The following is a 22,888-nucleotide window of genomic DNA, read 5'->3' on the forward strand; positions in this document are numbered from 1 at the left end:
AGGAAGACGTCAGTTTAGGCCGAATCGTCCGGTCTTTCCATCCGCCAGAGAGGGAAACGCAAGCGTGAAGAAAATACTCGTTCTGGGCGGCGCGCATATCGACAGACGCGGCATGATCGAGACCGAGACGGCGCACGGCGCCAGCAATCCCGGCTCCTGGATGGAAGAGGCCGGCGGCGGTGGTTTCAACGCCGCACGCAATCTTGCACGCCTCGGTTTTGAGGTCCGCATCATCGCGCCACGCGGTGGCGACGTGACAGGCGACGCCGTGGCGGAGGCAGCAAGGCAGGCCGGCGTGGAAGATACGCCCTTCGTTTTCCTCGATCGCCGCACGCCAAGCTACACCGCCATTCTGGAGCGTGACGGCAATCTGGTCATCGCGCTGGCCGACATGGACCTCTACAAGCTCTTCACGCCGCGCCGCCTGAAGGTGCGCAGCGTGCGCGAGGCGATCATATCAAGCGATATCCTGCTCTGCGACGCCAATCTGCCTGACGATACACTGACGGCGCTTGGCCTCATTGCCCGGGCCTGCGAAAAGCCGCTGGCGGCCATCGCCATTTCACCGGCCAAGGCGGTGAAGCTGAAAGCGGCGCTCGGCGATATCGACATCCTCTTCATGAACGAGGCGGAAGCCCGCGCGCTCACCGGCGAGACGGCGGAAAACGTTCGTGACTGGCCGGATATTCTGCGCAAGGCCGGGCTTTCCGGCGGTGTTGTCACCCGTGGCGCAAGCGAAGTCGTGGCCTTTAACGGGACGGAAAAAGCCATCCTCCACCCGCCCCTCATCCGCGAGGTGAAGGACGTCACTGGCGCCGGCGATGCCATGGCCTCCGGTTATCTCGCCGCCATTGCCGAGGGAAAAACAATCGGGGAGGCCCTGAGACAGGGGGCGGCGGCGGCGGCCATTACCGTGCAGTCACCCTTCGCCACCTCCCACGACCTATCAAAAGACAGTGTCGAAGCCATGTTGGGGCTTGTTCCCCAGGCCGAAATGCTGGCATGAACCCGCTTTTAAAAACTGGAACAGATGACATGACCCGCCCCATCTCCCCGCTCCTGCCCATCGTCTATTCTCAGGAAGTAGCCGCCGCCAAGCAGCGCGGTGCGCCGATCGTCGCGCTCGAATCGACCATCATCACCCACGGCATGCCCTATCCCGGCAATATCGAGATGGCGGAAAGCGTCGAACAGATCATCCGCGATCAGGGTGCGGTTCCGGCCACCATCGCCGTCATTCACGGCACCCTGCATATCGGTCTTGAGAAAGACCAGCTCGAGGCGCTCGCACAGACCACCGATGCCATGAAGGTCTCGCGCGCCGATATCGCATTTGCAATTGCCGAACGCCGCACCGGCGCCACCACGGTCGCCGCCACCATGATCGCCGCCGCCCGCGCCGGTATCCGCGTTTTCGCCACCGGCGGCATCGGCGGTGTGCACAAGGGCGCGGAAGAGACCTTCGACATCTCCGCCGACCTGACCGAGCTTGCCAAGACCGGCGTGATCGTCGTCTGCGCCGGCGCCAAGGCGATCCTCGATATTCCAAAGACACTCGAGGTTCTCGAAACCAACGGCGTGCCTGTCATTACCTTCGGCTCCGAAGAATTCCCGGCCTTCTGGTCGCGCTCCTCCGGCTTGGCGAGCCCGCTCTCGCTGAACAGCCCGGCGGCAATCGCCAACTTCCAGGCGACCCGCGAACAGCTCGGCATCGATGGCGGCATGCTGGTGGCCAATCCCGTGCCGGAAGAAGACGAAATTCCGCGCGAGGAAATGGAAATCTACATCAACCGCGCCATCTCCCATGCCGAGCGCGACGAAGTCACCGGCAAGGCGGTCACGCCTTACCTGCTCGGCGATATCTTCCGGCTGACGGATGGCCGCAGTCTGGAGACCAATATCGCGCTGGTGCGCAACAATGCGCAGCTCGCAGCGGAAATTGCGGTGGCGTTGAGCTGAGGAGACGCGTCGTCTCGTCGTTCCGTTTGGTCATAGAGAAGCCTGGTAAAAAAGCCCGGAAACTCACGATTTTTCAGGGTTTGGAAGGTCTTTACAGACCTCTCCTTCGTCATGCTCGGGCCTGTCCCGAGCATCTGCCACGTTTCGACTAACGCGACGTGATTGGATCCTCGGGACGAGCCCACTGCTGTCCGGTTTAAATTTCCATTCCGAGAAGTGTCATCTGTCTTGGATCGGCGGTTTTCGCTGGTGGCGGCCTTGTGAGGCTGTCGGTTCTTCGGCGATGCATAAGATTGGCGCGCACCAGGCGTGCGAATGCCAGTGGGCTTTGGACGAGTTTCTGGTCTGCCTGCGCCATGCGCAACAATAGATAGGCGATGAGCGCCACGGCGATCTGAATGCGCACGGCGTTCTCGCTGTTGCCAAGGAAATGCCGAATCCTCAGCGTCTGCTTGACCCAGCGAAAGAACAGTTCGATCGCCCAGCGCCGTTTGTAGAGATCGGCGATCTCCTGTGCGGGCGCGTCGAGATCGTTGGTCAGCAGTCGCAGCACCTTGCCCGTCTGCGTCCTGACTGTGATCTCCCGCACGGGGTCGCCAAACCGATTGCGGCGGCTTGCCGCCATGCGGGCGGGCAGAAGCCCGATGCGATCGAAGAGGACGATGCCATCGCCGCTGACAGCTTGCTGGCTTGTTACGGTCAGCTTCGTATGGGACTTGAACCGCGTGACGATGCGGCAGCCGGCCTTGTCGAGCGCCGCCCACCAGCCGAAATCATAATAGCCAAGATCGAACACATAGGTCGCACCCGCCGCGATCGGCATGGCCTTGGCGGCTGTGATGTCGTTGACATTGGCGGGCGTGACCGCCGCATAGATCGGTCGCTCGGCATCGGCGTCGTAGACGACGTGAACCTTGGCGCCGCAGGCCTGATGGGAAAACCGTGCCCAGTCGCACCCGGCTCCGCTCAGCCGAACGCCGGTCGCGTCGATGAGATAGGTGGCCTCCGACACCGACCGGCGCAACCCGCGGCCCGCGCGGGCGACCATCTCGCGAAACAGACCGGCAAAGACCTCGCTTGAGCGCCGTGCATTGGCATCGCACAGCGTCGAGCGCGACACCGGCCTTGCACCGACGTGATAAAGCCGCGCGGCATGGCTTTCGAGGCCGCCGACGATCTCGCGCAGACTGACGGCTCCGGACAACTGGCCGTAAAGCAGGGCGATGAACTGGCTCTTCGTTGACAGCCGGCGCACATGCTTGTCGGCGCCATGCTCATCCACAAGCCTGTCGAACCTGCTCCACGCCACCCGCTTCAACAGATCGTGGAATACGCTATTGTAGTGCCGCACGGTGTTTTTCCTGTTCGTGTCCGAGATCGTCGCCAAACGTTCGAATACGAGTAGAATCAACACCGTGCGCCATGTCTACAAATTTAAACCGGACAGCAGTGGGACGAGCCCGAGGATGACGTCAAACATGATCACTAGCGCCAAAAGGCCCGGAGAGCTTGCGCTTCCGGGCCTTCGTTTTTCGTCCAGAACCCGATCAGTTCTGCGCGATCGGCTTCACCAGCGGCGTCACGCGGCGGATGGTCACGCGGCGGTTCTGCTGTTCCGGGCCGAGCGTCTGGACCTTCAAGTAGCGCTCGCCATAGCCCTGCGTCGCGAGGTTTTCCGGCGGGATGCCGTAAACATCGGTCAGCACGTTGGCGACGGAGGCGGCGCGCTCGTCTGATAGTACGAGGTTGCTTTCATCCGAACCGACGGCATCGGTATGGCCTTCGATCAGGAAGGTTTCCGCCGGGTTCTTTTGCAATGCCTTGTTGATCGCATCGGCCACCTTGCGCAGCGAACGGGCCTGCGCCATCGGAATTTCGGCGCTGCCGGTCGCGAAGGTAATCGTATCGAGGTCGATACGGCGCACCTTGTCGCGGATACGAGCCGAATAACGCACTTCGTCCAGCGAATAGACACGCTCCACCGGCTCGACCGGCGGCTGCTCCAGGAAGCGATAATAATCGCGGTCCGGATCGCTCGACGTGTCGATGATGTAGTCCGTCACCGGGATGCGCAGGCGCATCGGCGGCAGGTCGAGGCCGGGATCACGATAGACATAATCACGATCAGGATCATCCATCAGTTCCGGTGCGTAGAACAGCACATATTCACGACCGCGATCGTCGATGCGCGAGCGCTGGATCACATCGCCGTAACGGTTGCGGATCGTTACAACCTGCGTGCCGTCCCGGCGTTCCACGGTTTCGCGGACGCGACCGCCCGGCAGGCGCTCGTAATAGGGCTCGCCGCCATCGCGGATGAAGCGCTGATTGTCATCGCCACGCACCACGACACGATCGCCGAATTGCAGGATGATCGGCGCGTCGCCGTCACGATCCCGGTCGCGCGGGCGGCCTTCGCGCGGCTGCCATTCGCGCACGCCGTCCGGCCGCTCATATTGCGGACGACGGTCGATGCGCTCGCCCTGCTGAGAGGTGATCGCCTCCAGCTTCACGGGCGGTGGCGGGGCCTTGCCTTCGGCGGCACCGGCGCGCTGCGCCTCGGCATCGGAGGTCGGAACCTTGACGTCACCGGCCTGCTCACGCTCGCGGCGACGTTCCTCGCGGGTCTGGCGGTTGCCGGAGCGTTCCACTTCCTTGTCGCTGTCGAGAACGGCCGCACCCTTGTCAACCGGCAGGATGACGGTGTCGGCGGTCTTGGACGGGTCCTTGGCGATTGCCTTGGCCTTGTCCAGTTCTTCCTTCGTCGTCGGCGGCGCTTCCGTCTGCGGAACGGCGACCTGATTGGGCACTGGTTCGCCCGCCGGAGCCTGTCCGGTTGTCGCACCGCTCGGCGGCGGCGTCGGCGCACCCGGCAGCGGCGCGGCAGGCCTGGTTCCACCCTGGCCTTCTACCGGCGGCTGTTCGGAAGGCTGCCGGCCGGGTGCAGGGTTGGGCTGTGCTTCGGGAGCCGGCGGACGCGCGGGCGTCGGCGCTTCCGTCGGAACCGGTGCTTCCTTCACGGCGGGTTCGGGGGCTGCCGGCTTTTTCTCCGGAACGGGTTTTTCAACCGGCTCGGCTTTCTGTTCCGGAGCCTTTTCCTCTACCTGCGGCTTCTTCGCGGGTGCCGGTTCACGGGGCTTGGCGGGCTGCTCGGCATTTTCCGGGCGCGCGGCAGGCTGCTGTTCGGCAGCGGGTTCCTTCGCGGGCTCCTTCTCCTTGCGGGGACGCTCCGGGCGCTGCTCGCCTTCGCCGGCCGGCTGTTCCGCTTTTTGAGGCTTGCGCGGGCGTTCCTGCGGCTGCTGTTCGGCAGGCGCTGCTTCAGGTGCGGCCTCCCGCTGGCGTGCCGGGCGCTGTTCGCCCTCGCCCTGCGGCTCCTGCGCACGTTCGGGTTTGCGCGGACGCTCCTGCGGCTGTTCGGCAGGTGCCGGCGCGGGTTCCGGGCGCGCCTCGCGCTGCTGCGGCTCGGGCGGAGCTTCGTGTTTGGGTTCAGGGCGGGGTTCGGCGGGAGCTGCCTCACGCTTGGGTTCCGGTTCGCGCTGCGGCTCGGGCGCGCGTTCCTCGCGTTTTGGTTCGGCCTGCGGCTGCGCCTCCTCGGCCTGGTGACGCTTCTTGCGCAGCTCTTCTTCCGGGTTTTCCTGTGCCGGTTCCGCCTGCGCCAGGATCACCTGGCCGGGAAGTGTTTGCGAGACCTGCGCCTGCGCGCGGGCTGCGCCGGCAAAACCTGCCGCTGCTGGCTCAACCGCGATCGCGAGAGACATGAGCGGAAAAACCACCCCGGTCAGCAATGTGTTTTTCTTCTTCAGCATCAGTGCTTCCTCATCTGCCGTCATTTATGGGTCGCGAATTGTGCGACGTCGTGGGCCCGGCTTGGCACGCAGGCGCTGTTCAACGCCTTACACACGCTCCGGTTCCCATGATGACCAAAGCCTTGTGTACCGGAAATGAACAGATCAAGGCCTTTTCGTGGAAGCTCTGCGGCGCAAACGAGACGACTAATATAGCAGTTGCATTTTTTGACCAACCGGATGAATAATCGCATCCGCGCTGAAGGCTACAGGCGGTATCCTCCGTTCTGCCGCGCCCAGCGCCCATGGCGTCCGCACTGAAAATAACAACAGACTGCGGATAAACGACCAACAGAGAGGATCGAAATGCCTATTTCCACCCGTCTGCTCGCAGCCGTATCGATTGCCGCCATCTCGCTGTTGTCAGGCGCAGCCCTTGCGCAGGACAAGATCGTCATCGGCACCGAAGGCGCCTACCCGCCCTTCAACAATCTCGAAGCCGACGGCACGCTGACCGGCTTCGACATCGATATCGCCAAGGCGATGTGCGAACAAATGAAGGCCGAATGCACCTTCGTCACCAATGACTGGGACGGCATCATTCCGGCCCTGCAGGCCAAGAAGTTCGACGCCATCATCGCGTCCATGTCGATCACGCCGGAACGCCTCCAGAAGGTCGACTTCTCCAAGAAATATTACAACACCCCGCCGGCAATCGCCGTGCCGAAGGACTCGCCGATCAAGTCCCTCGACGATCTCAAGGGTAAGTCGCTGGGCGCGCAGGGTTCCACCACCCACTCCAACTATGCCGAAAAGCACTTCCCCGATGCTGACGTGAAGATGTATCCGACCGCCGACGAATATAAGCTCGACATCGCCAATGGCCGCATCGACGCCGTCATTGACGATATTGTCGTGCTGTCGGAATGGCTGAAGACGGATGCCGGCGCCTGCTGCAAAATCCTGACGCCGCTCAAGGTCGATGTCGAGATCAACGGCAATGGCGCGGGCGTTGCGGTCCGCAAGGGCGATACGGCGCTGGCCGACAAGTTCACGGCCGCCATCGCCGGTATCCGCGCCAGCGGCAAGTATCAGGAGATCAACAAAAAATACTTCGATTTCGACGTTTACGGCGAGTGAGCCTGTTCGATCTGTTGAAATCTGGTGGCGGAAGGCTTGCCCTTCCGCCATTTTTGTTTGAAAACGTCACGATAACAATCACGGCGGCTTAAGACCGCGGGGGAAAACTGGCATGAGCGGAGCATTTTCCGCCATAGGTGCGTTCTGGACCTATGTCTCGACACTTCTCGATCCCTTCTGCGGACCGGTCGGTCTCTTCTCGCTTTTCGGAAACGGCACTCTGGTCGCCTGCGGCGATGCGGGTTGGGGCGATGAAATCGCCTTCGGCGTCAAGGTCACGATCTCGCTGGCGCTCGCCACCCTGCCTATCGGGCTGCTGATCGGCTTCCTCATCGCCCTTGCCGCCCAATCCCAGGAAAAATCGCTGCGGCTGGCGGCCGGCATCTACACCACCATCTTCCGCGGCCTGCCGGAACTGCTGACGCTCTTCATCGTCTATTACGGCGTCCAGATGCTGCTGCAATCGGTGGCCGGTTATGTCGGCCTCAACGGCCCCATCGAAATCAACGCCTTCGTGGCCGGCATGATGGCGCTCTCGGTGGTGTTTTCGTCCTATGCGTCGGAAGTGCTGCTTTCCGCCTTCAGGGCCATACCGAAGGGGCAATATGAGGCGGGTGATGCGCTTGGTCTTTCCCGCGGCCGCACCATGGTGCTCATCATCATCCCGCAGCTCGTGCGGATCGCCCTGCCCGGCATGACCAATCTCTGGGTGATCCTGCTGAAGGACACTTCTTACGTCTCGATCATTGGCCTTGCCGATATCATCCGCCAGACCGGCATTGCCGCCCGTGTCAGCAAGGAAGCCTTCTTCTTCTACGGCATCGCCTGCCTGCTTTATCTCATTCTCGCGCTCATATCGTCCGTCGGCATCGGTTTCATCGACCGCTGGTCACGTAAATCGGAGGCCAGACGATGAGTCATATCCAGGAACTCATTCCGCCGCGGCCCGCCCCCATTGTCGCCGATAAGCCGCTTAATCTTTCCCGCATCGTCGGTATAGCCGTCATCACGCTGTGGCTGCTGCTCGCCGCCGGGCTGATCTTCGCCATGATCGAAGGCTGGGACTGGGATAAATTCGGACGTTACGGTCCACGCTACATCGATGGCCTCATCACCACCATCACGCTGGTCGGCAGCTCAATTATTCTCGGCGCGATCCTGTCGGTGCCGATCGCCTTTGCCCGCATGTCGGAAAACCGCATCATCGGCGCGGTCGCTTATGTCTATGTCTATGTGTTCCGCAGCACGCCGCTTCTGGCCCAGCTTTTCCTGATCTATTACGGCCTTGGCAGCTTCCGCCCGGCGCTGGAAGCCGTCGATCTGTGGTGGTTCTTCCGCGAAGCCTGGTATTGCGGCCTTCTGTCGCTGACGCTCAACACCGCCGCCTATCAGGCCGAAATCCTGCGTGGCGCCATCCAGAGCGTGCCGCGCGGCCAGCACGAGGGTGCGGCCTCGCTCGGTATTTCGAAATTCATCACCTTCCGCAAGGTCATCCTGCCGCAGGCGCTGATCGTGGCGCTGCGCCCCTATGGCAACGAGATCATCCTGATGATCAAGGGCTCGGCGGTGGTCTCCATCGTGACGGTTTTCGACCTGATGGGACAGACCCGTTACGCCTTTTCCCGCACCTTCGATTATCAGGCCTATCTCTGGGCCGCGATCTTCTACCTGACGATCGTCGAAACGCTGCGGCATGTCTGGGCATGGCTGGAAGCTCGCCTGACGCGACACCTCAAGCGCTGAACGGCAAGATTGGCAGCACTCATCAATAGAGGCTGCCAACATTTTGAAAAATATAACAAATTTGTGACGGTTCGGGCCTTTGGCAAGCTTGGATTAACCCTGTCGTGTTCCCATGTCAGATACAGCGGCAATGCTGTGATCGCAATCATGAATACGGGAACCGCCGTCATGAACAAGGAAATGGAAATGATGCTGCGAGGCTACGGCCTCACCACCGCCCAGATATTCTACCACCTGCCGGACCATCCGCTGGTTCTCCAGACCTATGTCTGGCAGGACTATGATCTGGCCCCGGACTTCCCCGAAATGCACGGTTTTCTCAAATTCTGGCAGGAAAAGCTCGACGGTCCCCTGCATTCCGTCCGCTACGTCCACCGGCAGGTTATCTCGGCGCAGGAATGGCGGGCGCTGAAAGGAGAGTTCATCCTCCACTGAGCACCAAGCCCACATAAACATTGCGCCCGTTCCCGATGCGGCTTACAGCAAACGTCAATTGAAGACGTTGACGGATAAGGCACGATGACCAAGAACCAGAAGATCGACGAAGAGGCGCTCGCCGAGGCCTATAACCGCGCGCTGTCGCTCGAAAAGGCCGGCGATGTGGATGCGGCGGTGAAGGCTTATGAGGAAGTTCTGGCCATCGACCCTGACGATCACGGCGGCGCAGCCGTGCGCATTGCCGCCATGGGCCGCGGCGAACAGCCCTCGAAAGCGCCCGACGCTTACGTCGAAACCCTGTTCGACCAGCATGCCGAAGCCTTCGAGGATATTCTTGTCGAGCAGCTGGGTTATGCCGTGCCGATGATGGTGCGCCAGCGGCTGCAGACGCTAAAACTCGGCCCTTTCAAGCGTCTGCTCGATCTCGGCTGCGGCACCGGTCTGACCGGCGAGGCGCTACGCGATATGGCCGACGACATCACCGGCATCGACATTTCCGAAAACATGGTCGAGATCGCCCATGAGAAGGACCTTTACGAGACGCTCTACGTCGCCGAAGCCGAGGACTTTCTCGAGGACAATGACGACGAGCCCTTCGACATCATCACCGCAACCGATGTGCTGCCCTATCTCGGCGCGCTGGAACCGCTGTTTTTCGGCGCCGTCGAAAACCTCAATGCCGGCGGCCTACTGATCTTCTCGTCGGAAACCCTGCCCGGAGACATCATGGCCGGACGGCCCTATATGGTCGGCCCGCACCAGCGTTTCGCCCATGCCGAAACCTACGTGCGGGAACGATTGGCCGCCACCGGTTTCGAGATCGTCGAAGTCACCGACATCAATGTGCGCATGCAGGACGGCAATCCGACGCCCGGTCATCTGGTGATTGCTAAGCTCAAGGGCTAAAGCTCTGCATTGCGGCAGATTTCTTCTCCCCGCCGGGGAGAAGAAACAAGCGGCACTCGCCCGCCCCCATGTGACTCACATGACTTTTGCCTGAATCAACCTCTCAGCAACATCCGCCAGCAGGTTGAAGAGATTCAGCTTTCCGGCCCCGTCAGCTGGCCTTCGGCCGCCAGACGATATCCGTCACCTTGAGTTTCTTCGGCACGATCTTCAGATCGTAGAATTCGTCGGCCAGCGCCTGCTGGTAGGCGATGGCTTCATCCGGGACCAGCGACACCCGCCCGAGATCGGCGCCCGGTCGCGTCAGCGAGACCTTGGTGACATCCTCCGGAACGCCCGTGATCGCCGCCAGCGACTTCGCGGTCGCGTCGATATTGGCCTGCGCCTTCGCGCCGACACTTGCGAGTTCCTTGAGGATCAGCGGCACGAGATCGGGATTGCCTTCAACGAAGTCGCCATTGGCGAGGAAATAGCTCCAGGGATCAACAATGCCTTCTGCGGTGGAAAGAACCCGCGTCGTCGGCTCCTTTTCCGCCACGGCAAAATAGGGATCCCAGATCGACCATGCATCGATGCTGCCGCTACGGAAGGCGGCGGCTGCATCCGGGGGGGCAAGATCGACGGGCGTGATGTCGGCCAATGTCAGCCCCGCCTTTCGCAGCGCCTTGACGGTGACATTATGGGCGCTGGAGCCGCGCTTGAAGGCGACCTTCTTGCCTTTCAGGTCTTCCAGTGTCTTCAGCGGCGAATCCCTCTGCACGAGGATGGCCGACCCGCCGGCCGCTGCCTTGTAGGTGCCGACGTAACGCAGATTACCGCCGGCGGCCTGCGCGAAAAGCGGCGGCACATCGCCGGTCGGCCCGATATCCAGCGCGCCTGCGCCCAGCGCTTCGAGCAGCGGCGGCCCGGAGGAAAACTCCGACCATTTGACCTCGATGCCGCGATCCTTCAACAAGGCCTCCAGCGCACCCTGGCTTTTCGCCAGCGCAATCACGCCATTCTTCTGCCAGCCGATCCGCAATGTGGTCGTCGCGGCCGAAGCGCGGCGGATATGCGGCAGAAACACCGCCCCCGTCGCACCTGCAAGCAGTCCCAATGTTCCGCGTCGTGTGATCATATCGATATCCCTCGCTGTTGCCATCATCAGATATTAAAAGCGTAGATATTCGAGGGATTTTATCAAAATCCCACTTTGCGCGGATACGGCGTGGAGAGAATTGAATGTGCGAATTTGCCTGATAGGGCGGAATAAGATTGTCGTGCCTTCATGATGCATATCGGATGACCTTCCGGTAGGATCGGCCACTCGCGCGCCAGATCAATGGGGGAAAGCGTGCCCTAAATAAAAATGCCCTCCCCGGCGACCGGAAAGGGCATCGATCAAAAACCTGATCAGCGGCGGATCATTCTTCGCCGGATTTGGGATTATCCAGCAGCATGTAATCGAGCGGCAGTTCCGTCGTATATTTGATCTGCTCCATGGCAAAGGCGGAGGACACGTCGCGGATTTCGATCTTGGCGATCATCCGCTTGTAGAAGGCGTCATAGGCCGCGATATCAGGCACAACGACGCGTAGCAGATAGTCGACATCGCCGCTCATACGGTAGAACTCAACGACCTCAGGAAACTCGGAAACCACCTCGGAGAAACGCTTCAGCCACTCGATGGAGTGCGAAGCGGTGCGGATGGAGACGAAAACCGTGACCTTGGTGTTGACCTTCACGGGATCGAGCAAGGCCACACGCCGGCGGATAACGCCGTCTTCCTCCATCTTCTGGATACGCCGCCAACAGGGCGTCGTGGAGAGGCCGACCTTTTTCGCCAGATCGGCAACGGCCAGCGTGGAATCCTCTTGCAGAATGCGCAAAATCTTACGGTCTAGGCGATCCAATGCGTCTATCCTCCTGAATTAATTTCCTTTCAATACACTAATTTTTACAGAAAAACAGAAAATTGTTTCACTAAACTCGCATTTCCACATGTTGTCGTAGAACCGGAAGCAGCTCGTACGTGAACCACGGGTTCTTTTTCAGCCAGCCCGTGTTGCGCCAACTCGGATGCGGCAGAGGCAAAATGCCGGGGCCGGAATTGGCATGGAGGTAGCTGCGCCAGTTCTGCACCGTTTCGGTCATGGTTTTATGCCGCCTTTCGCCGAGGTGAAAAGCCTGCGCATATTGTCCGATAGCCAGGATCAGCTCCACCTGCGGCATTGCCGTCATCACCCGCTCACGCCATAAGGGCGCACATTCCCGCCGTGGCGGCAGATCGCCCCCCTTGTCATCATAACCGGGAAAACAGAAACCCATGGGCACGACGGCGAAACGGTCCGGGTCGTAGAACGTCTCCCGATCGACATCGAGCCATTGCCGCAGCCTGTCGCCAGAGGCATCGTTGAAGGGTATGCCGGTTTCGTGCACACGCAGCCCCGGCGCCTGCCCGGCGATCAGAATTTTAGCCTTCGTCGAGATCACGACCACCGGCCGCGGTTCATGCGGCAGGCGATCAGCCATTCCCTTCAGCGGTGCGTCGCGACAGAGACGACAGCGGGCGATCTCGCCACGCAGCCCATCCAGCCTGTCATTCAGTAACCACTGGGATCGCTCTGCCTCAGCCATGATCCCACCCCAGAAGATGGCGGATGACGGTCAAAAAGCCCGCTGCCGGCGTTTCCAGATCCGCTGCCCGGTGCTCACGACGCCACTCGGAGGGTTTTTCGAATTCTCCGGCCCAGATACCCCGCTCCTCCCGCCGTGCCCTCGCCTGCTCGGCGGAAAACTGGAAATAACCTGATGCGACGGCAAAGCCCGCCGAGACCATTTCCGAGGACACATCCTTGCCATCAGCCGTACAATAAACGAGCTGTCGCCCGTAACGGTCCCTCGAGCTGCCGGAACAGGAGAAATCCCGCGCCGTCACCAGCCGTTGCAGCGCCCCGCGCGCCTCCACCCCGCAGGGCCAGCTCTCACCGCCGCGCAGGCATGTCTGCGCAAGCTCCGGCGCATCGATGCCGAGCAGCCGGAAGCGTTCGTCTCCCTTGGAAAGCGTATCGCCATCGATCACGAAGAAACGGCCGACATGGGTCTCGCTGTTGATCTGGTCGAGCTTGGCGGCAATGAGAATGCCGAAAAAAACCGTGGCGAGAAAAAGCCCGCCGTCGCGAATTGCCGAAAAACGCCCGCGCCTGCCTCCATTTCGTCTCATGTCACAACAAACCCTTGTCAGAAATGGCAAACAAATCCTTTCACGGCAGCATCTTCTTAAGATTTTGGGCGTAGCCTGCAAGGGTTCATGTCACCTGCGTTGTAACAATGAGTAAAAGCGTCAGCACGTCCACCGACAAGATCATCGTCGACCGTTCGAAAAAACACCGCAACAAGGCGGTTTTCGACACGGTGAAGACGACGCGTGAACGCCTGCAGCAGGGAGCAGGCGGAAACGAAGCCTATGAACGCGAAATGCTGACCATGCACATCGCCGAAGCCCTGCAGGGCGCGATGATCATGCCGCTTTTCATCGTGCTTGCCTCCATCATCGGCCTTTACATCACCCGCGATATCAGCCTGATCATATGGTCGCTGATTGCGTTGAGCTTTCACGCCATGTCGCTGGTGCTGGCGAAACGGGCCGCCAAACAGGAGATCACGGACGAAAATCTCCAGCATTGGAAAAACCTCTTTCTCGCCATGCAGATCCTCATCGGCTGCGCCTGGGCCATGTTCGCACTGGCCGAGCCGGTGCGCAACGACCCGACGCTCGTTCTTTTCTTCAAGGGCGCAACGCTGCTGATCGCGCTTTCGCTCACCGCCATGGCCAATTTTATGTTGCGGCGGGCAACCTTCATGACCTTCCTGCCGGTACTGGCCGCACTTTGCATCACGTCGGCTATTTCGCGGGACCCCTTTGATGTCGGTCTGGCGCTGATGTTCGGCATGGCGATCCTCTTCTGTCATCGCATCACCAGTCGGCTTTACCAGACCAGCATCAAGCTCCTCTCCTCGCAGACGGAAAAGGACGACCTGATCGCCGAACTCGAAGTCGCCAATTCAGTGTCCGACGAAGCGCGGCGGCGCGCCGAAGAGGCCAATCTGGCAAAATCGCGCTTTCTCGCTTCCATGTCGCACGAGCTCAGAACCCCGCTCAACGCCATCCTCGGCTTTTCCGAGGTCATGTCCTCAGAGGTGCTCGGCCCGCTCAACAATCCGCTCTACAAGGAATATTCCGGCGATATCCATCGCTCCGGCCAGCATCTGCTCGATCTCATCAACGAAATCCTCGACCTCTCGCGCATCGAGGCCGGCCGCTACGATCTCAACGAGGAATCCATCTCCATGCTGGAAATCGCCGAGGATTGCATCGGCATGATCCAGCTGCGCGCCCGCGCGAAGAACATCAGGATTTCCCAGCAGTTCGAAGCCAGCCTGCCGCAGGTCTGGGCCGATGAGAAATCCATCCGCCAGGTCATTCTCAACCTGCTCTCCAATGCCGTGAAATTCACCCCGCAGGGTGGCGAAATCCTCGTGAAGGCGGGCTGGACGGCAGGCGGAGGGCAATATGTCTCTATCAGGGATAACGGCCCCGGCATTCCCGAAGATGAGATTCCCGTGGTGCTGTCGGCCTTCGGGCAGGGATCGATCGCGATCAAGAGCGCGGAACAGGGAACGGGCCTTGGCCTGCCCATCGTTCAGGCCATCCTCGCCAAGCATGATGGCCAGTTCATCCTGAAATCGAAGTTGCGCGAAGGCACGGAAGGCATCGCCATTCTGCCGGCAAAGCGCGTGCTGCAAAGCCTGCCTGCGGTGGAAGAAACCCACGCCATCCAGCCACGCCGCCGGTCTTTCGCTTGAGCCGCAAAGACACCTGCTAGAAGAACAGCGACGTCACCAGCGAATACAGCACAAAAAATCCGTTTGCCATCAACAGGCAGAAGACGGCAAAGGAGCCGAGATCTTTGGCATGCCGCCCGACCGAGGAAATTTCCGGTGAAATGCGATCCACCAGCTCTTCGATGGCCGTATTCAACGCCTCAACCGAAAACAACAGCAGCATCAGCACAGTAAGGACGAGAAGATGCGCAAAGGGCGCGCCCACAACAAGAAGCAGGGCGAGCCCCACGCCGAAGGCGAGAACCTCGTGGCGGAACGCCGCTTCCTGCCACAGCCGGCCAAGCCCCTGCACGGAATAACGCGCGGCGGCGAAAAGATGCCGCCAGCCTTTTTCCTTGCGAAAGGCGGGGTCCGGTTGCGGTCTTTGCGGCGTCGCGTCCATCTTTGACCTCAATGCTCGGTGTGCGAGCTGATGCGGGTATCCACACCCGCCGCCTCGAACGTCGCCATGCCGGAATGGCAAGCTGCGGCGGCCTTGACGATGCCGGCGGCAAGTGCTGCACCAGTCCCTTCACCAAGCCGCATGCCAAGCGCCAGAAGCGGCGTCTTGCCAAGCTTTTCGACGGCAGCGAGATGGCCAGGCTCGCCCGAGACGTGGCCGATCAGGCAATGGTCGAGCGCCGAAGAATTGGCGGCCTTCAAGAGAGCGGCAGCGGCCGTTGCCACATAACCGTCGATCAGCACGGGGATGCGCTGCACACGGGCGGCAAGGATGGCGCCAGCAATCGCCGCGATCTCGCGGCCGCCAAGGCGGCGCATGATTTCCAGCGGATCGGACAGGTGGTCCTTGTGGAACTCCACCGCAGCCTTCACCGCCGCGATCTTGCGGGCCATGACTTCGCCTTCCGAACCGGTGCCGGGACCGGTCCATTCTTCCGCCGTGCCGCCGTAAAGCGCGAGATTGATCGCCGCAGCAATGGTGGTGTTGCCGATACCCATTTCACCGACGCAGAGAAGATCAGTGCCGCCGGCAATCGCCTCCATGCCGAAGGCCATGGTGGCGGCACAGTCACGCTCCGAAAGAGCCGGCTCACAGGTGATGTCGCCGGTCGGATAATCGAGCGCCAGGTCGAAGATTTTGAGGCCGAGATCATTGGCAACGCAGATCTGGTTGATGGCGGCACCACCTGCGGCGAAATTTTCGACCATCTGCTGTGTAACAGATGTCGGATAGGGCGTAACGCCGTGCCGGGTGACGCCGTGATTGCCAGCAAAAATCGCCACCAGCGGGCGAGTGACGGCGGGCGAACGGCCGGACCAGGCGGCGAGCCACATGGCGATTTCTTCCAGACGGCCGAGCGAACCTGCAGGCTTGGTTAGTTGCGCGTTGCGCTCCTTGGCCGCCACAAGCGCGTGCGTATCCGGGCCGGGAAGCTCGCGCAACAGCGCGCGAAAATCGTCGAAGGGCAATCCGCTCATGCTCATGGTGTCGGTCTCTTTCGTAGCCGGGTTGGCTGTCGCATCGGCTCATGCGTCCGGAACTTGTGTTTTCCGGCAAATCGGTCTTTGTTGCGCCTCTCATAATCGCGGAAGCGCCGCGGAACAACCGGAAATGCAGCGACTGCAACGGAGAGAGCATGAAGGCCGGGGATTTTGTAACAGATGTCATGCATTCCCTCGCCTTTCTCAGCCGCCTGCCGGTTCCTTCGCGGTTTTTCGACAATACCGACGGCGTGTCGATGCGCCGCACCGCCCGCGCCTTTCCCGCTGCCGGTCTGCTGATCGCCCTGCCCGCCGCTTTCCTGGTGGTGATTTTCGCCGGTTTCGATGCATCGCCGCAGCTCACGGGCTGGCTCGCCATCGGCCTGACGGCGCTCATGACAGGCGCATTGCATGAGGACGGGCTGGCCGACATGGCCGACGGTTTCGGCAGCGGCAAGGACAGGGCCCGCACGCTCGAGATCATGAAGGACAGCCGCATCGGCAGCTATGGCACCATCGCCATGGTTCTTTCCTTTGCGTTGCGTGCCACAGCACTCGCATCCCTGCTTGAGACTCTTCCTGGAAAAACCGCCGCCGCCTGCCTGATCGCCGCGCTCGTCCTCAGCCGCGCCCTGATGGTGTGGCACTGGCAAGCCCTTCCCGCCGCCAAGACCTCCGGCATTGCGGCAAATGCCGGCCAGCCGGGCGAAAGCGAACGCAACATCGCGCTGGTGACGGGTTTGCTGATCTTCCTGCTTTTCACGCTGCACGCCCTGCCGCTTGTCGCCATTGCATTTGTGCTGGCCGCCGCCTTCCTCGCGGCGGTGCTGTTCGGCAGGCTCTGCGACAGGAAGATCGGCGGCCATACCGGCGACACCATCGGCGCCTGCCAGCAGATCACGGAGATCGTTACTCTCGTCGCCCTTGCTCTTGCGGCATGACAGCCTGATATAGATCATCATGGAAACACCCTGCATCCATATCTGCCGCCTGGACGCGACCAACAGCCTCTGCATCGGCTGCGGCCGCACGCTGGGCGAAATCGGCGGCTGGGCAGGTTATAGCGACGAGAAGCGCCGCACGATCATGCGGGCACTGCCGCAGAGACTGGAAAATTTGAACGAGAGCGCCAAGGAGACACATACCGCATGAACAGACTGACCATCGTTCTCCTTCTGCTCGCCGTCGGCCTTGGCCTGCTGCTCATCAATCACGACGGCGGCCGAACACTCGGTATTGATAATGATCAATTCGCCCACGTCCTTTATCTTCTGCCCATCGCCGGTCTCCTGTCCGCCGGCATATTGGCAGGAAGGCGCGGCAGCTTCGGCACTGTCATCCGCCAGCTTGCTGCCTGGCTCGTCATCATCCTCGGTCTCGCCTCGCTCTATCTCTATCGCTACGACCTGCAATCCTTTAGCGACCGCTTGCTGAGCGGCCTGATACCGGGCCGCGCCGTGGTGGTGACGACATCGGGCGGCGAACAGGAAATCGTGCTGCACAAATCGATGAGCGGCCATTTCGAGGCGAATGTCACCGTCGAAGGCAAGACGATCCACATGCTGGTCGATACCGGCGCGAGTTCGGTCGTGCTCGCCAATGCCGATGCGGCCGCGATTGGCATCGATACGACGGGCCTGCGTTACACCGTGCCTGTCATGACCGCGAACGGCCGCACGGCAGCGGCGCCCGTCACCCTGTCCGAAATCGGCATCGGCCCGATCGCCAGACGCGACATTCCCGCCCTCGTTGCGAAGGACGGGCAACTGGGCCAGAGCCTGCTCGGCATGAGCTTCCTCTCGACGCTCGGTTCGCTGCAGATGCAGACCGACGAATTGCGGCTACGCGACCGTTGAACCTCATCCCCTTTTAGGTTCACCATCCGGATTTTGCGCGAGCCACAATCGTTGAAAGGAAATACCCCGTTGCAACTATAATCGAGATGTTCTTTTCGCGCCGACCTGCCATGGCACAGCATTGCCTCTTGATTCCTTCCTATTTGATAATTTATGTTGTCATTGTTCTCAGGGCGGGGTGCAATTCCCCACCGGCGGTATCGGGATTTTCCCGGAGCCCGCGAGCGCTTCCGGTCTCCAAAGCCGGAAGGTCAGCAGATCCGGTGAGAGGCCGGAGCCGACGGTATAGTCCGGATGGAAGAGGACAAGGCATAAAGACGCCCGCGCGTAGTGGGCTTCGCATTGCATTGTTCGCCCAAGGGATATTTGGCGCTTCTTGAAGCGCGAAAATGCCGCAAACCGGCATAACCCTTGAAAGGCTTGATAGAAAATGACCATTGCTAGAATTGAAGACGCGATCGACGCCATTTCCCGTGGCGAGATGGTGATTGTGGTTGACGATGAAGACCGCGAAAACGAAGGCGATATCATCGCCGCTTCCGACAGCATCACTCCACAGCAGATCGCCTTCATGATGAACCATGCACGCGGGCTGGTGTGCGTCGCCATGCCGGGCGAGCGTCTCGATGCGCTCGACATTCCGCTGATGGTGTCGCGCAATACCGAATCCCTCAAGACGGCCTTCACCGTGTCGGTGGACTATATTCCCGGCACCACGACAGGCATTTCTGCCGCCGACCGGGCAAAGACCGTGCGTGCGCTGGTATCGGAAGGATCGCGCCCGGAAGATTTCGCCCGCCCCGGCCATATCTTCCCGCTGCGTGCCAATCCTGAAGGCGTTCTCGGCCGCACCGGCCACACGGAAGCCGCCGTGGACCTCTGCCGCCTTGCCGGGAAATTCCCGTCCGGCACCATCTGCGAAGTCGCCAACGACGACGGCACCATGGCCCGCCTGCCCCAGCTCGAAGTCTTCGCCGAACGCCACGGCCTGCTCGTCGTGACGATCAAGGACCTCGTTTCTTATCTCAAGGGCGAGGTTGTCGAGGAAGTGGCGCAGAAGCAGGTGGCTTGATCGTTCGCGTCTTTTGCGAATACGAAAACGCCCGGCGCAAGCCGGGCGTAAAATTTGAAGTAGACCCTACCTCTTACGCAACGTCATCCTCAGACTAGTCTCACGGCTGTTCCGTTTGGATTTTCGTGGAACCTGCTGTCGCCTCGAAGCGAGTGGCAAAGGATGCGCATCCTCTCGACGTCATCCTCGGCCCCGTGCCGAGGATCTAAACACGTCGAATGAAATCAATACCTTGCAGATCCTCGGGACAAGCCCGAGGATGACGGCCGTGAACTTTGCAGACTTCATCAGCCGTTGAAGCTGGGCTAAGGTGCCAAACCCTACCAGCAGCAGAAACCGCCATCCACCAGCAAATCAACGCCCGTCACGAAGCTCGCCGCATCGGAGAGCAAGAAGATCGCCGGGCCGACCATTTCGTCCACGCCTGCCATGCGCTGCATCGGCGTCTGCTCTTCAAAGAGCTTGGTCTGGTGCACCATCTCCGGCCGCGTATTCATCGGCGTTGCGGTGTAACCCGGCGAGATGGTGTTGACGCGGATGCCGCGGCCCACCCACTCCATCGCCATGGATTTCGACATGTGGATGACGCCCGCCTTCGAGGCGTTGTAGTGGCACTGCATCAGCCCGCGATTGACGATGACGCCGGACATGGAGGCAATGTTGACGATCGCGCCACGGCCGTTCTTCAGCATGGCGTTGGCTTCCGCCTGGCAGGAGAGGAAAACGCCCTTCAGATTGATGTCCATCATCGTCTGGAACTGGCTTTCCTCCATCTCCTCAGCCGGATTGGCATTGGCGATGCCGGCCGCATTGACGGCGAGCGAAAGCGCACCGAGTTCTGCTTCCGTGCGGGCGACCGCATCGGTCAGCGCCTGCTTGCTGGTGACATCGGCGGCGATCTGGATCGATTTGCGGCCAGCTTTGGCAATGAAATCGGCCGTCTGCGCCAGACCGTCATCGGTGCGGCGATCAAGCAGCGCGACATTGGCGCCGGACTGGGCAAGCCCCATGGCGATGCGCTGGCCGATGCCGGAGCCGGCCCCGGTGACGAGCGCCACCTGTCCGGAAAGATCGAACAATTTCGGCGCGTTGAGGGTGATGGTGGACATCTTTATTTCCTTCTTCAGATAGTCGCCAGTTCCATGACCGAGACGTCGTTTGCGTCGTCACGGCTGAGGATGCCGGCCTGTTTTCCCTGCGCAAGCACGAGGATGCGGTTCGATACGCCCAGCACTTCCTCGAGATCGGAACTGACGACGATGACGGCGACACCATCTTTCGCCAGACCGACGATGATATCGTATATGCCCGCCCGCGCGCCGACATCGATACCGCGGGTCGGCTCATCCAGCACCACCACGCGAGGATTGCGGGCAAGCCATTTGGCGATGACCACCTTCTGCTGGTTGCCACCGGAAAGATCGGACGCCGGCTGTTCACTGCGGCCCTTCACCCCGAATTTGGCGATTGCTTCCCTGGTAAAGGCACGCTTGATCCGTGGCGTGATCCAGCCGGTGCCGACGCGGTCGAGATTGGCATAGATCAGGTTTTCACCGATCTCGTGCTCCACCACCAGCCCCTGCAATTTGCGGTCTTCCGGCACCATGACGATGCCCTTGGCGATAGCATCCGCCGGGCTTTTCAGCGAAAGCACCTTGCCGTCAAGCAGAACCTCCCCGGCGCTCGTTGGGTCGGCACCGGAAATCGCCCGCACCAGCTCGGTGCGTCCCGCGCCGATAAGACCGGCAATGCCGAGGATTTCGCCGGCACGCACGCCGAAGCTGATGTCACGGAAGGCATTGTTCGCGCCGGTCAGCCCCTTTACCTGCAGCACGACCTTGTCCTGCGGTTCCGGCAACGCCGGGAACAGGCGCTCCAGTGAGCGGCCGACCATGCTTTCGACGATGGTACGTACCGGCGTCGCGCTATCGGCAAATTCATGCACCCGCTCGCCATCGCGCAACACGACGATACGGTCGGTGATCTGTTTGATCTCTTCCATCCGGTGGGAAATGTAGATGATGCCCACGCCTTCGGCGCGCAGCTTGCGCACCTGCTCAAACAGCGCCTGCGTTTCCGCGCCGCCAAGTGCCGCCGTCGGCTCGTCGAGGATCAGAAGTTTGGCATCGAGCGCCAGCGCCTTGGCGATTTCGATCAGCTGCTGGTTGGCGGTCGAAAGGCCAGCCACCTTGCGCGTTGCGGGAATATGCAGGTTGAGGCGCGCCAGCTGCTGCTGGGCTCTCCGCACCATCTCGGCGCGGTCGATCACGCCATTTTTCATCGGCCAGCGGCCAATGAAGACGTTTTCGGCAATGGAAAGCTCCGACAGAAGCTTCAATTCCTGATGAATAAGAACGATGCCCTTGTCGATCGCCTCACGCGGCGATGCGGGCGCGTAAGGCTGCCCGAGCCACGTCATCTTGCCCTCGGACGGCTCGCGGGAGCCGGCAATGATGCCGGACAGCGTGGACTTGCCCGCGCCGTTTTCACCCAGCAACGCCACCACTTCTCCGGGATAGACGTCGAGATCGACGGCTTTCAGAACCTCGAGCGGACCGTAACGTTTGCTGATGCCACGTAGCGAAAGAACCGGCTCGCGCATGACGGGACCTCCCAGGACGCAATCGCGGCTGACATGCACCACGGCTTTGTGTCCAAAAATTGCGTAGAGACAAACCAATGAATGCCCCGCGCATCCGGTTGGACGCGCGGGGCAGATGGATCAGGGATGGTTGGCGATGAAGCCTTCAACATTTTCCTTGGTCGTCAGCGTCGCGTCGGACAATTGCACAGCCGGAACCTTCTCACCGCCGACGATCTTGACGGCCATTTCGACAGCCGTGCGGCCCATCTTCTGGGTCTGCTGCGTCGCGGTCACGTCGAAGACGCCGTTCTTCAGCGCTTCAAGGGCTGCCGTATCGCCATCGAAGCCGCCGACGACGATCTTCTGCGAGGGATTGGCAACCTTGATCGCCTGCGCCGCGCCAAGCGCCAGACCGTCTGCCTGCGCAAAGACGATGGAGACGTCAGGATTGGCCTGCAGCATGTTCTGCATGATCTGGAAGCCTTCATCCTGGCTCCACATGTTGGACCACTGTTCGGCAACGACCTTCACGCCGGAATTGGCCTTGACCGATTCCATGCAGCCCTTGGTGCGATCGACTTCTGGCGTCGTGCCCTTCTGGCCGTGGATGATGACCATCTTGCCCGAACCGCCGGCCTGCTTGATGATGTAGTCGCAAACGCCCTTGGCGGAAGCGACGGAATCGGTGGCGAGGAAAGTATCGCCCGGCGCGCCATCGGCATTGCGGTCGATGTTGATGACGGGAACGCCGGCGGCCTTGGCAAGCTTTACCGGAACGGTCGCAGCGGCGGCACCGGCCGGAATGTAGATCAGCGCATCGATGTTCTGGGTCAGCAGATCCTGGATCTGGTTCACCTGCGTCGGGCCGTCGCCCTTGGCATCGACAGTGACGACAGAAATGCCGCGCGTCTTGGCTTCGGCTTCGACGGCCTGCTTGATCTGGTTGAAGAAGTTCGCCTGCAGATTGGCGACCGCAAGGCCGATCTTCTTGACTTCGGCGGCATTAGCCTGGCCGAGAGACAGGGCAAGAAGGGCGGCGGATGTGAGCAGAATGCGTGAAAATTTCATGATTATTCCTCCATTTGTTGATTTTTGACCT

General features: G+C 60.9%; 23 protein-coding genes and 1 riboswitch. Of the genes, 12 read left to right on the plus strand and 11 right to left on the minus strand.

Annotated elements, in window-relative coordinates; translation table 11 throughout:
- The first annotated feature begins 64 nt into the window (after nt 1-64).
- Both CFBP5499_RS08600 and CFBP5499_RS08605 read left to right on the plus strand, forming a co-directional pair.
- On the plus strand, nt 65-1,006 hold the full coding sequence (locus tag CFBP5499_RS08600; RefSeq protein WP_080824833.1) for a carbohydrate kinase family protein: 942 nt from the start codon (nt 65-67) through the stop codon (nt 1,004-1,006).
- A gap of 29 nt (nt 1,007-1,035) precedes the next feature.
- The gene (locus tag CFBP5499_RS08605) at nt 1,036-1,959 is read left to right on the plus strand and encodes a pseudouridine-5'-phosphate glycosidase (protein ID WP_080824832.1); all 924 of its coding nucleotides are present in this window, start codon (nt 1,036-1,038) and stop codon (nt 1,957-1,959) included.
- Between the two features lie 196 nt (nt 1,960-2,155).
- On the opposite strand, the gene CFBP5499_RS08610 is transcribed toward CFBP5499_RS08605, so the two are convergent.
- Nucleotides 2,156-3,310 carry an IS4 family transposase gene (locus CFBP5499_RS08610; protein ID WP_080824456.1) on the minus strand — a complete coding sequence of 385 codons (1,155 nt, stop codon included), beginning with the start codon at nt 3,308-3,310 and terminating at the stop codon, nt 2,156-2,158.
- Nucleotides 3,311-3,506: 196 nt separating this feature from the next.
- Nucleotides 3,507-5,765: an OmpA family protein gene (locus CFBP5499_RS08615; RefSeq protein ID WP_080824831.1), complete on the minus strand. Its 2,259-nt coding sequence runs from the start codon at nt 5,763-5,765 to the stop codon at nt 3,507-3,509.
- A 345-nt stretch (nt 5,766-6,110) separates the two neighbouring features.
- On the opposite strand from CFBP5499_RS08615, the gene CFBP5499_RS08625 reads away from it, so the two are divergent.
- The 5 genes from CFBP5499_RS08625 to CFBP5499_RS08645 all read left to right on the plus strand — a co-directional run bounded on the left by CFBP5499_RS08625 (nt 6,111) and on the right by CFBP5499_RS08645 (nt 9,971).
- Nucleotides 6,111-6,884, plus strand: coding sequence for an ABC transporter substrate-binding protein (locus CFBP5499_RS08625; RefSeq protein WP_080824830.1), 774 nt, complete (start codon nt 6,111-6,113; stop codon nt 6,882-6,884).
- A 112-nt stretch (nt 6,885-6,996) separates the two neighbouring features.
- A complete protein-coding gene (locus CFBP5499_RS08630) occupies nt 6,997-7,800 on the plus strand; it encodes an ABC transporter permease (protein WP_080824829.1) in 804 nt (267 codons plus the stop codon).
- Entirely contained in the window at nt 7,797-8,627 is an 831-nt protein-coding gene (locus CFBP5499_RS08635; protein WP_080824828.1) for an ABC transporter permease, read from the plus strand. The genes CFBP5499_RS08630 and CFBP5499_RS08635 overlap by 4 nt, the downstream gene beginning before the upstream one ends.
- Before the next feature lie 168 nt (nt 8,628-8,795).
- Nucleotides 8,796-9,062, plus strand: coding sequence for an usg protein (locus tag CFBP5499_RS08640; RefSeq protein WP_080827280.1), 267 nt, complete (start codon nt 8,796-8,798; stop codon nt 9,060-9,062).
- 84 nt (nt 9,063-9,146) lie between these two features.
- Complete coding sequence (locus tag CFBP5499_RS08645; RefSeq protein ID WP_080824827.1) at nt 9,147-9,971, plus strand: class I SAM-dependent DNA methyltransferase; 825 nt, start codon at nt 9,147-9,149, stop codon at nt 9,969-9,971.
- 151 nt (nt 9,972-10,122) lie between these two features.
- On the opposite strand, the gene CFBP5499_RS08650 is transcribed toward CFBP5499_RS08645, so the two are convergent.
- From CFBP5499_RS08650 to CFBP5499_RS08665, 4 genes are all read right to left on the minus strand, one after another.
- Nucleotides 10,123-11,088, minus strand: a complete 966-nt coding sequence (locus CFBP5499_RS08650) for an aliphatic sulfonate ABC transporter substrate-binding protein (protein ID WP_080827279.1) — start codon at nt 11,086-11,088, stop codon at nt 10,123-10,125.
- A 286-nt stretch (nt 11,089-11,374) separates the two neighbouring features.
- On the minus strand, nt 11,375-11,863 hold the full coding sequence (locus tag CFBP5499_RS08655; protein ID WP_003507846.1) for an Lrp/AsnC family transcriptional regulator: 489 nt from the start codon (nt 11,861-11,863) through the stop codon (nt 11,375-11,377).
- 70 nt (nt 11,864-11,933) lie between these two features.
- On the minus strand, nt 11,934-12,587 hold the full coding sequence (locus CFBP5499_RS08660; protein WP_080824826.1) for a uracil-DNA glycosylase family protein: 654 nt from the start codon (nt 12,585-12,587) through the stop codon (nt 11,934-11,936).
- Nucleotides 12,580-13,173, minus strand: a complete 594-nt coding sequence (locus tag CFBP5499_RS08665) for a thermonuclease family protein (protein WP_175416664.1) — start codon at nt 13,171-13,173, stop codon at nt 12,580-12,582. The genes CFBP5499_RS08660 and CFBP5499_RS08665 overlap by 8 nt, the downstream gene beginning before the upstream one ends.
- 107 nt (nt 13,174-13,280) lie before the next feature.
- Between CFBP5499_RS08665 and pdhS2 the strand changes: the two genes are divergently transcribed.
- On the plus strand, nt 13,281-14,816 hold the full coding sequence (pdhS2, locus tag CFBP5499_RS08670) for a two-component system sensor histidine kinase PdhS2 (RefSeq protein ID WP_080824825.1): 1,536 nt from the start codon (nt 13,281-13,283) through the stop codon (nt 14,814-14,816).
- A gap of 16 nt (nt 14,817-14,832) precedes the next feature.
- Here pdhS2 and CFBP5499_RS08675 read toward each other — a convergent pair whose 3' ends face one another.
- On the minus strand, nt 14,833-15,237 hold the full coding sequence (locus CFBP5499_RS08675) for a diacylglycerol kinase (RefSeq protein ID WP_080824824.1): 405 nt from the start codon (nt 15,235-15,237) through the stop codon (nt 14,833-14,835).
- 8 nt (nt 15,238-15,245) lie between these two features.
- Entirely contained in the window at nt 15,246-16,280 is a 1,035-nt protein-coding gene (gene cobT, locus CFBP5499_RS08680) for a nicotinate-nucleotide--dimethylbenzimidazole phosphoribosyltransferase (RefSeq protein WP_080824823.1), read from the minus strand.
- Nucleotides 16,281-16,432: 152 nt separating this feature from the next.
- On the opposite strand from cobT, the gene CFBP5499_RS08685 reads away from it, so the two are divergent.
- From CFBP5499_RS08685 to ribB, 4 genes are all read left to right on the plus strand, one after another.
- Nucleotides 16,433-17,218, plus strand: coding sequence for an adenosylcobinamide-GDP ribazoletransferase (locus CFBP5499_RS08685; RefSeq protein ID WP_080827277.1), 786 nt, complete (start codon nt 16,433-16,435; stop codon nt 17,216-17,218).
- 19 nt (nt 17,219-17,237) lie between these two features.
- Nucleotides 17,238-17,429 (plus strand): DUF1289 domain-containing protein, encoded by a 192-nt coding sequence (locus CFBP5499_RS08690; RefSeq protein WP_080824822.1) that lies wholly within the window; start codon nt 17,238-17,240, stop codon nt 17,427-17,429.
- Entirely contained in the window at nt 17,426-18,133 is a 708-nt protein-coding gene (locus tag CFBP5499_RS08695) for a TIGR02281 family clan AA aspartic protease (RefSeq protein ID WP_080824821.1), read from the plus strand. Before CFBP5499_RS08690 ends, CFBP5499_RS08695 begins: the two co-directional genes overlap by 4 nt.
- A 160-nt stretch (nt 18,134-18,293) precedes the next feature.
- Nucleotides 18,294-18,443, plus strand: a riboswitch (FMN riboswitch).
- Between the two features lie 120 nt (nt 18,444-18,563).
- Complete coding sequence (ribB, locus tag CFBP5499_RS08700; protein WP_080824820.1) at nt 18,564-19,205, plus strand: 3,4-dihydroxy-2-butanone-4-phosphate synthase; 642 nt, start codon at nt 18,564-18,566, stop codon at nt 19,203-19,205.
- Between the two features lie 320 nt (nt 19,206-19,525).
- Here the strand turns inward: ribB and CFBP5499_RS08710 are convergent, their stop codons facing one another.
- The 3 genes from CFBP5499_RS08710 to CFBP5499_RS08720 form a co-directional block, all read right to left on the minus strand.
- The gene (locus CFBP5499_RS08710; protein ID WP_060726654.1) at nt 19,526-20,314 is read right to left on the minus strand and encodes an SDR family oxidoreductase; all 789 of its coding nucleotides are present in this window, start codon (nt 20,312-20,314) and stop codon (nt 19,526-19,528) included.
- Between the two features lie 14 nt (nt 20,315-20,328).
- Nucleotides 20,329-21,807: a sugar ABC transporter ATP-binding protein gene (locus CFBP5499_RS08715; protein ID WP_080824819.1), complete on the minus strand. Its 1,479-nt coding sequence runs from the start codon at nt 21,805-21,807 to the stop codon at nt 20,329-20,331.
- 120 nt (nt 21,808-21,927) lie between these two features.
- Nucleotides 21,928-22,857 (minus strand): sugar ABC transporter substrate-binding protein, encoded by a 930-nt coding sequence (locus CFBP5499_RS08720; protein WP_080824818.1) that lies wholly within the window; start codon nt 22,855-22,857, stop codon nt 21,928-21,930.
- Nucleotides 22,858-22,888: the final 31 nt, after the last annotated feature.

Source organism: Agrobacterium tumefaciens (genome assembly GCF_005221325.1).
In the GTDB taxonomy this organism is placed as follows: domain Bacteria; phylum Pseudomonadota; class Alphaproteobacteria; order Rhizobiales; family Rhizobiaceae; genus Agrobacterium.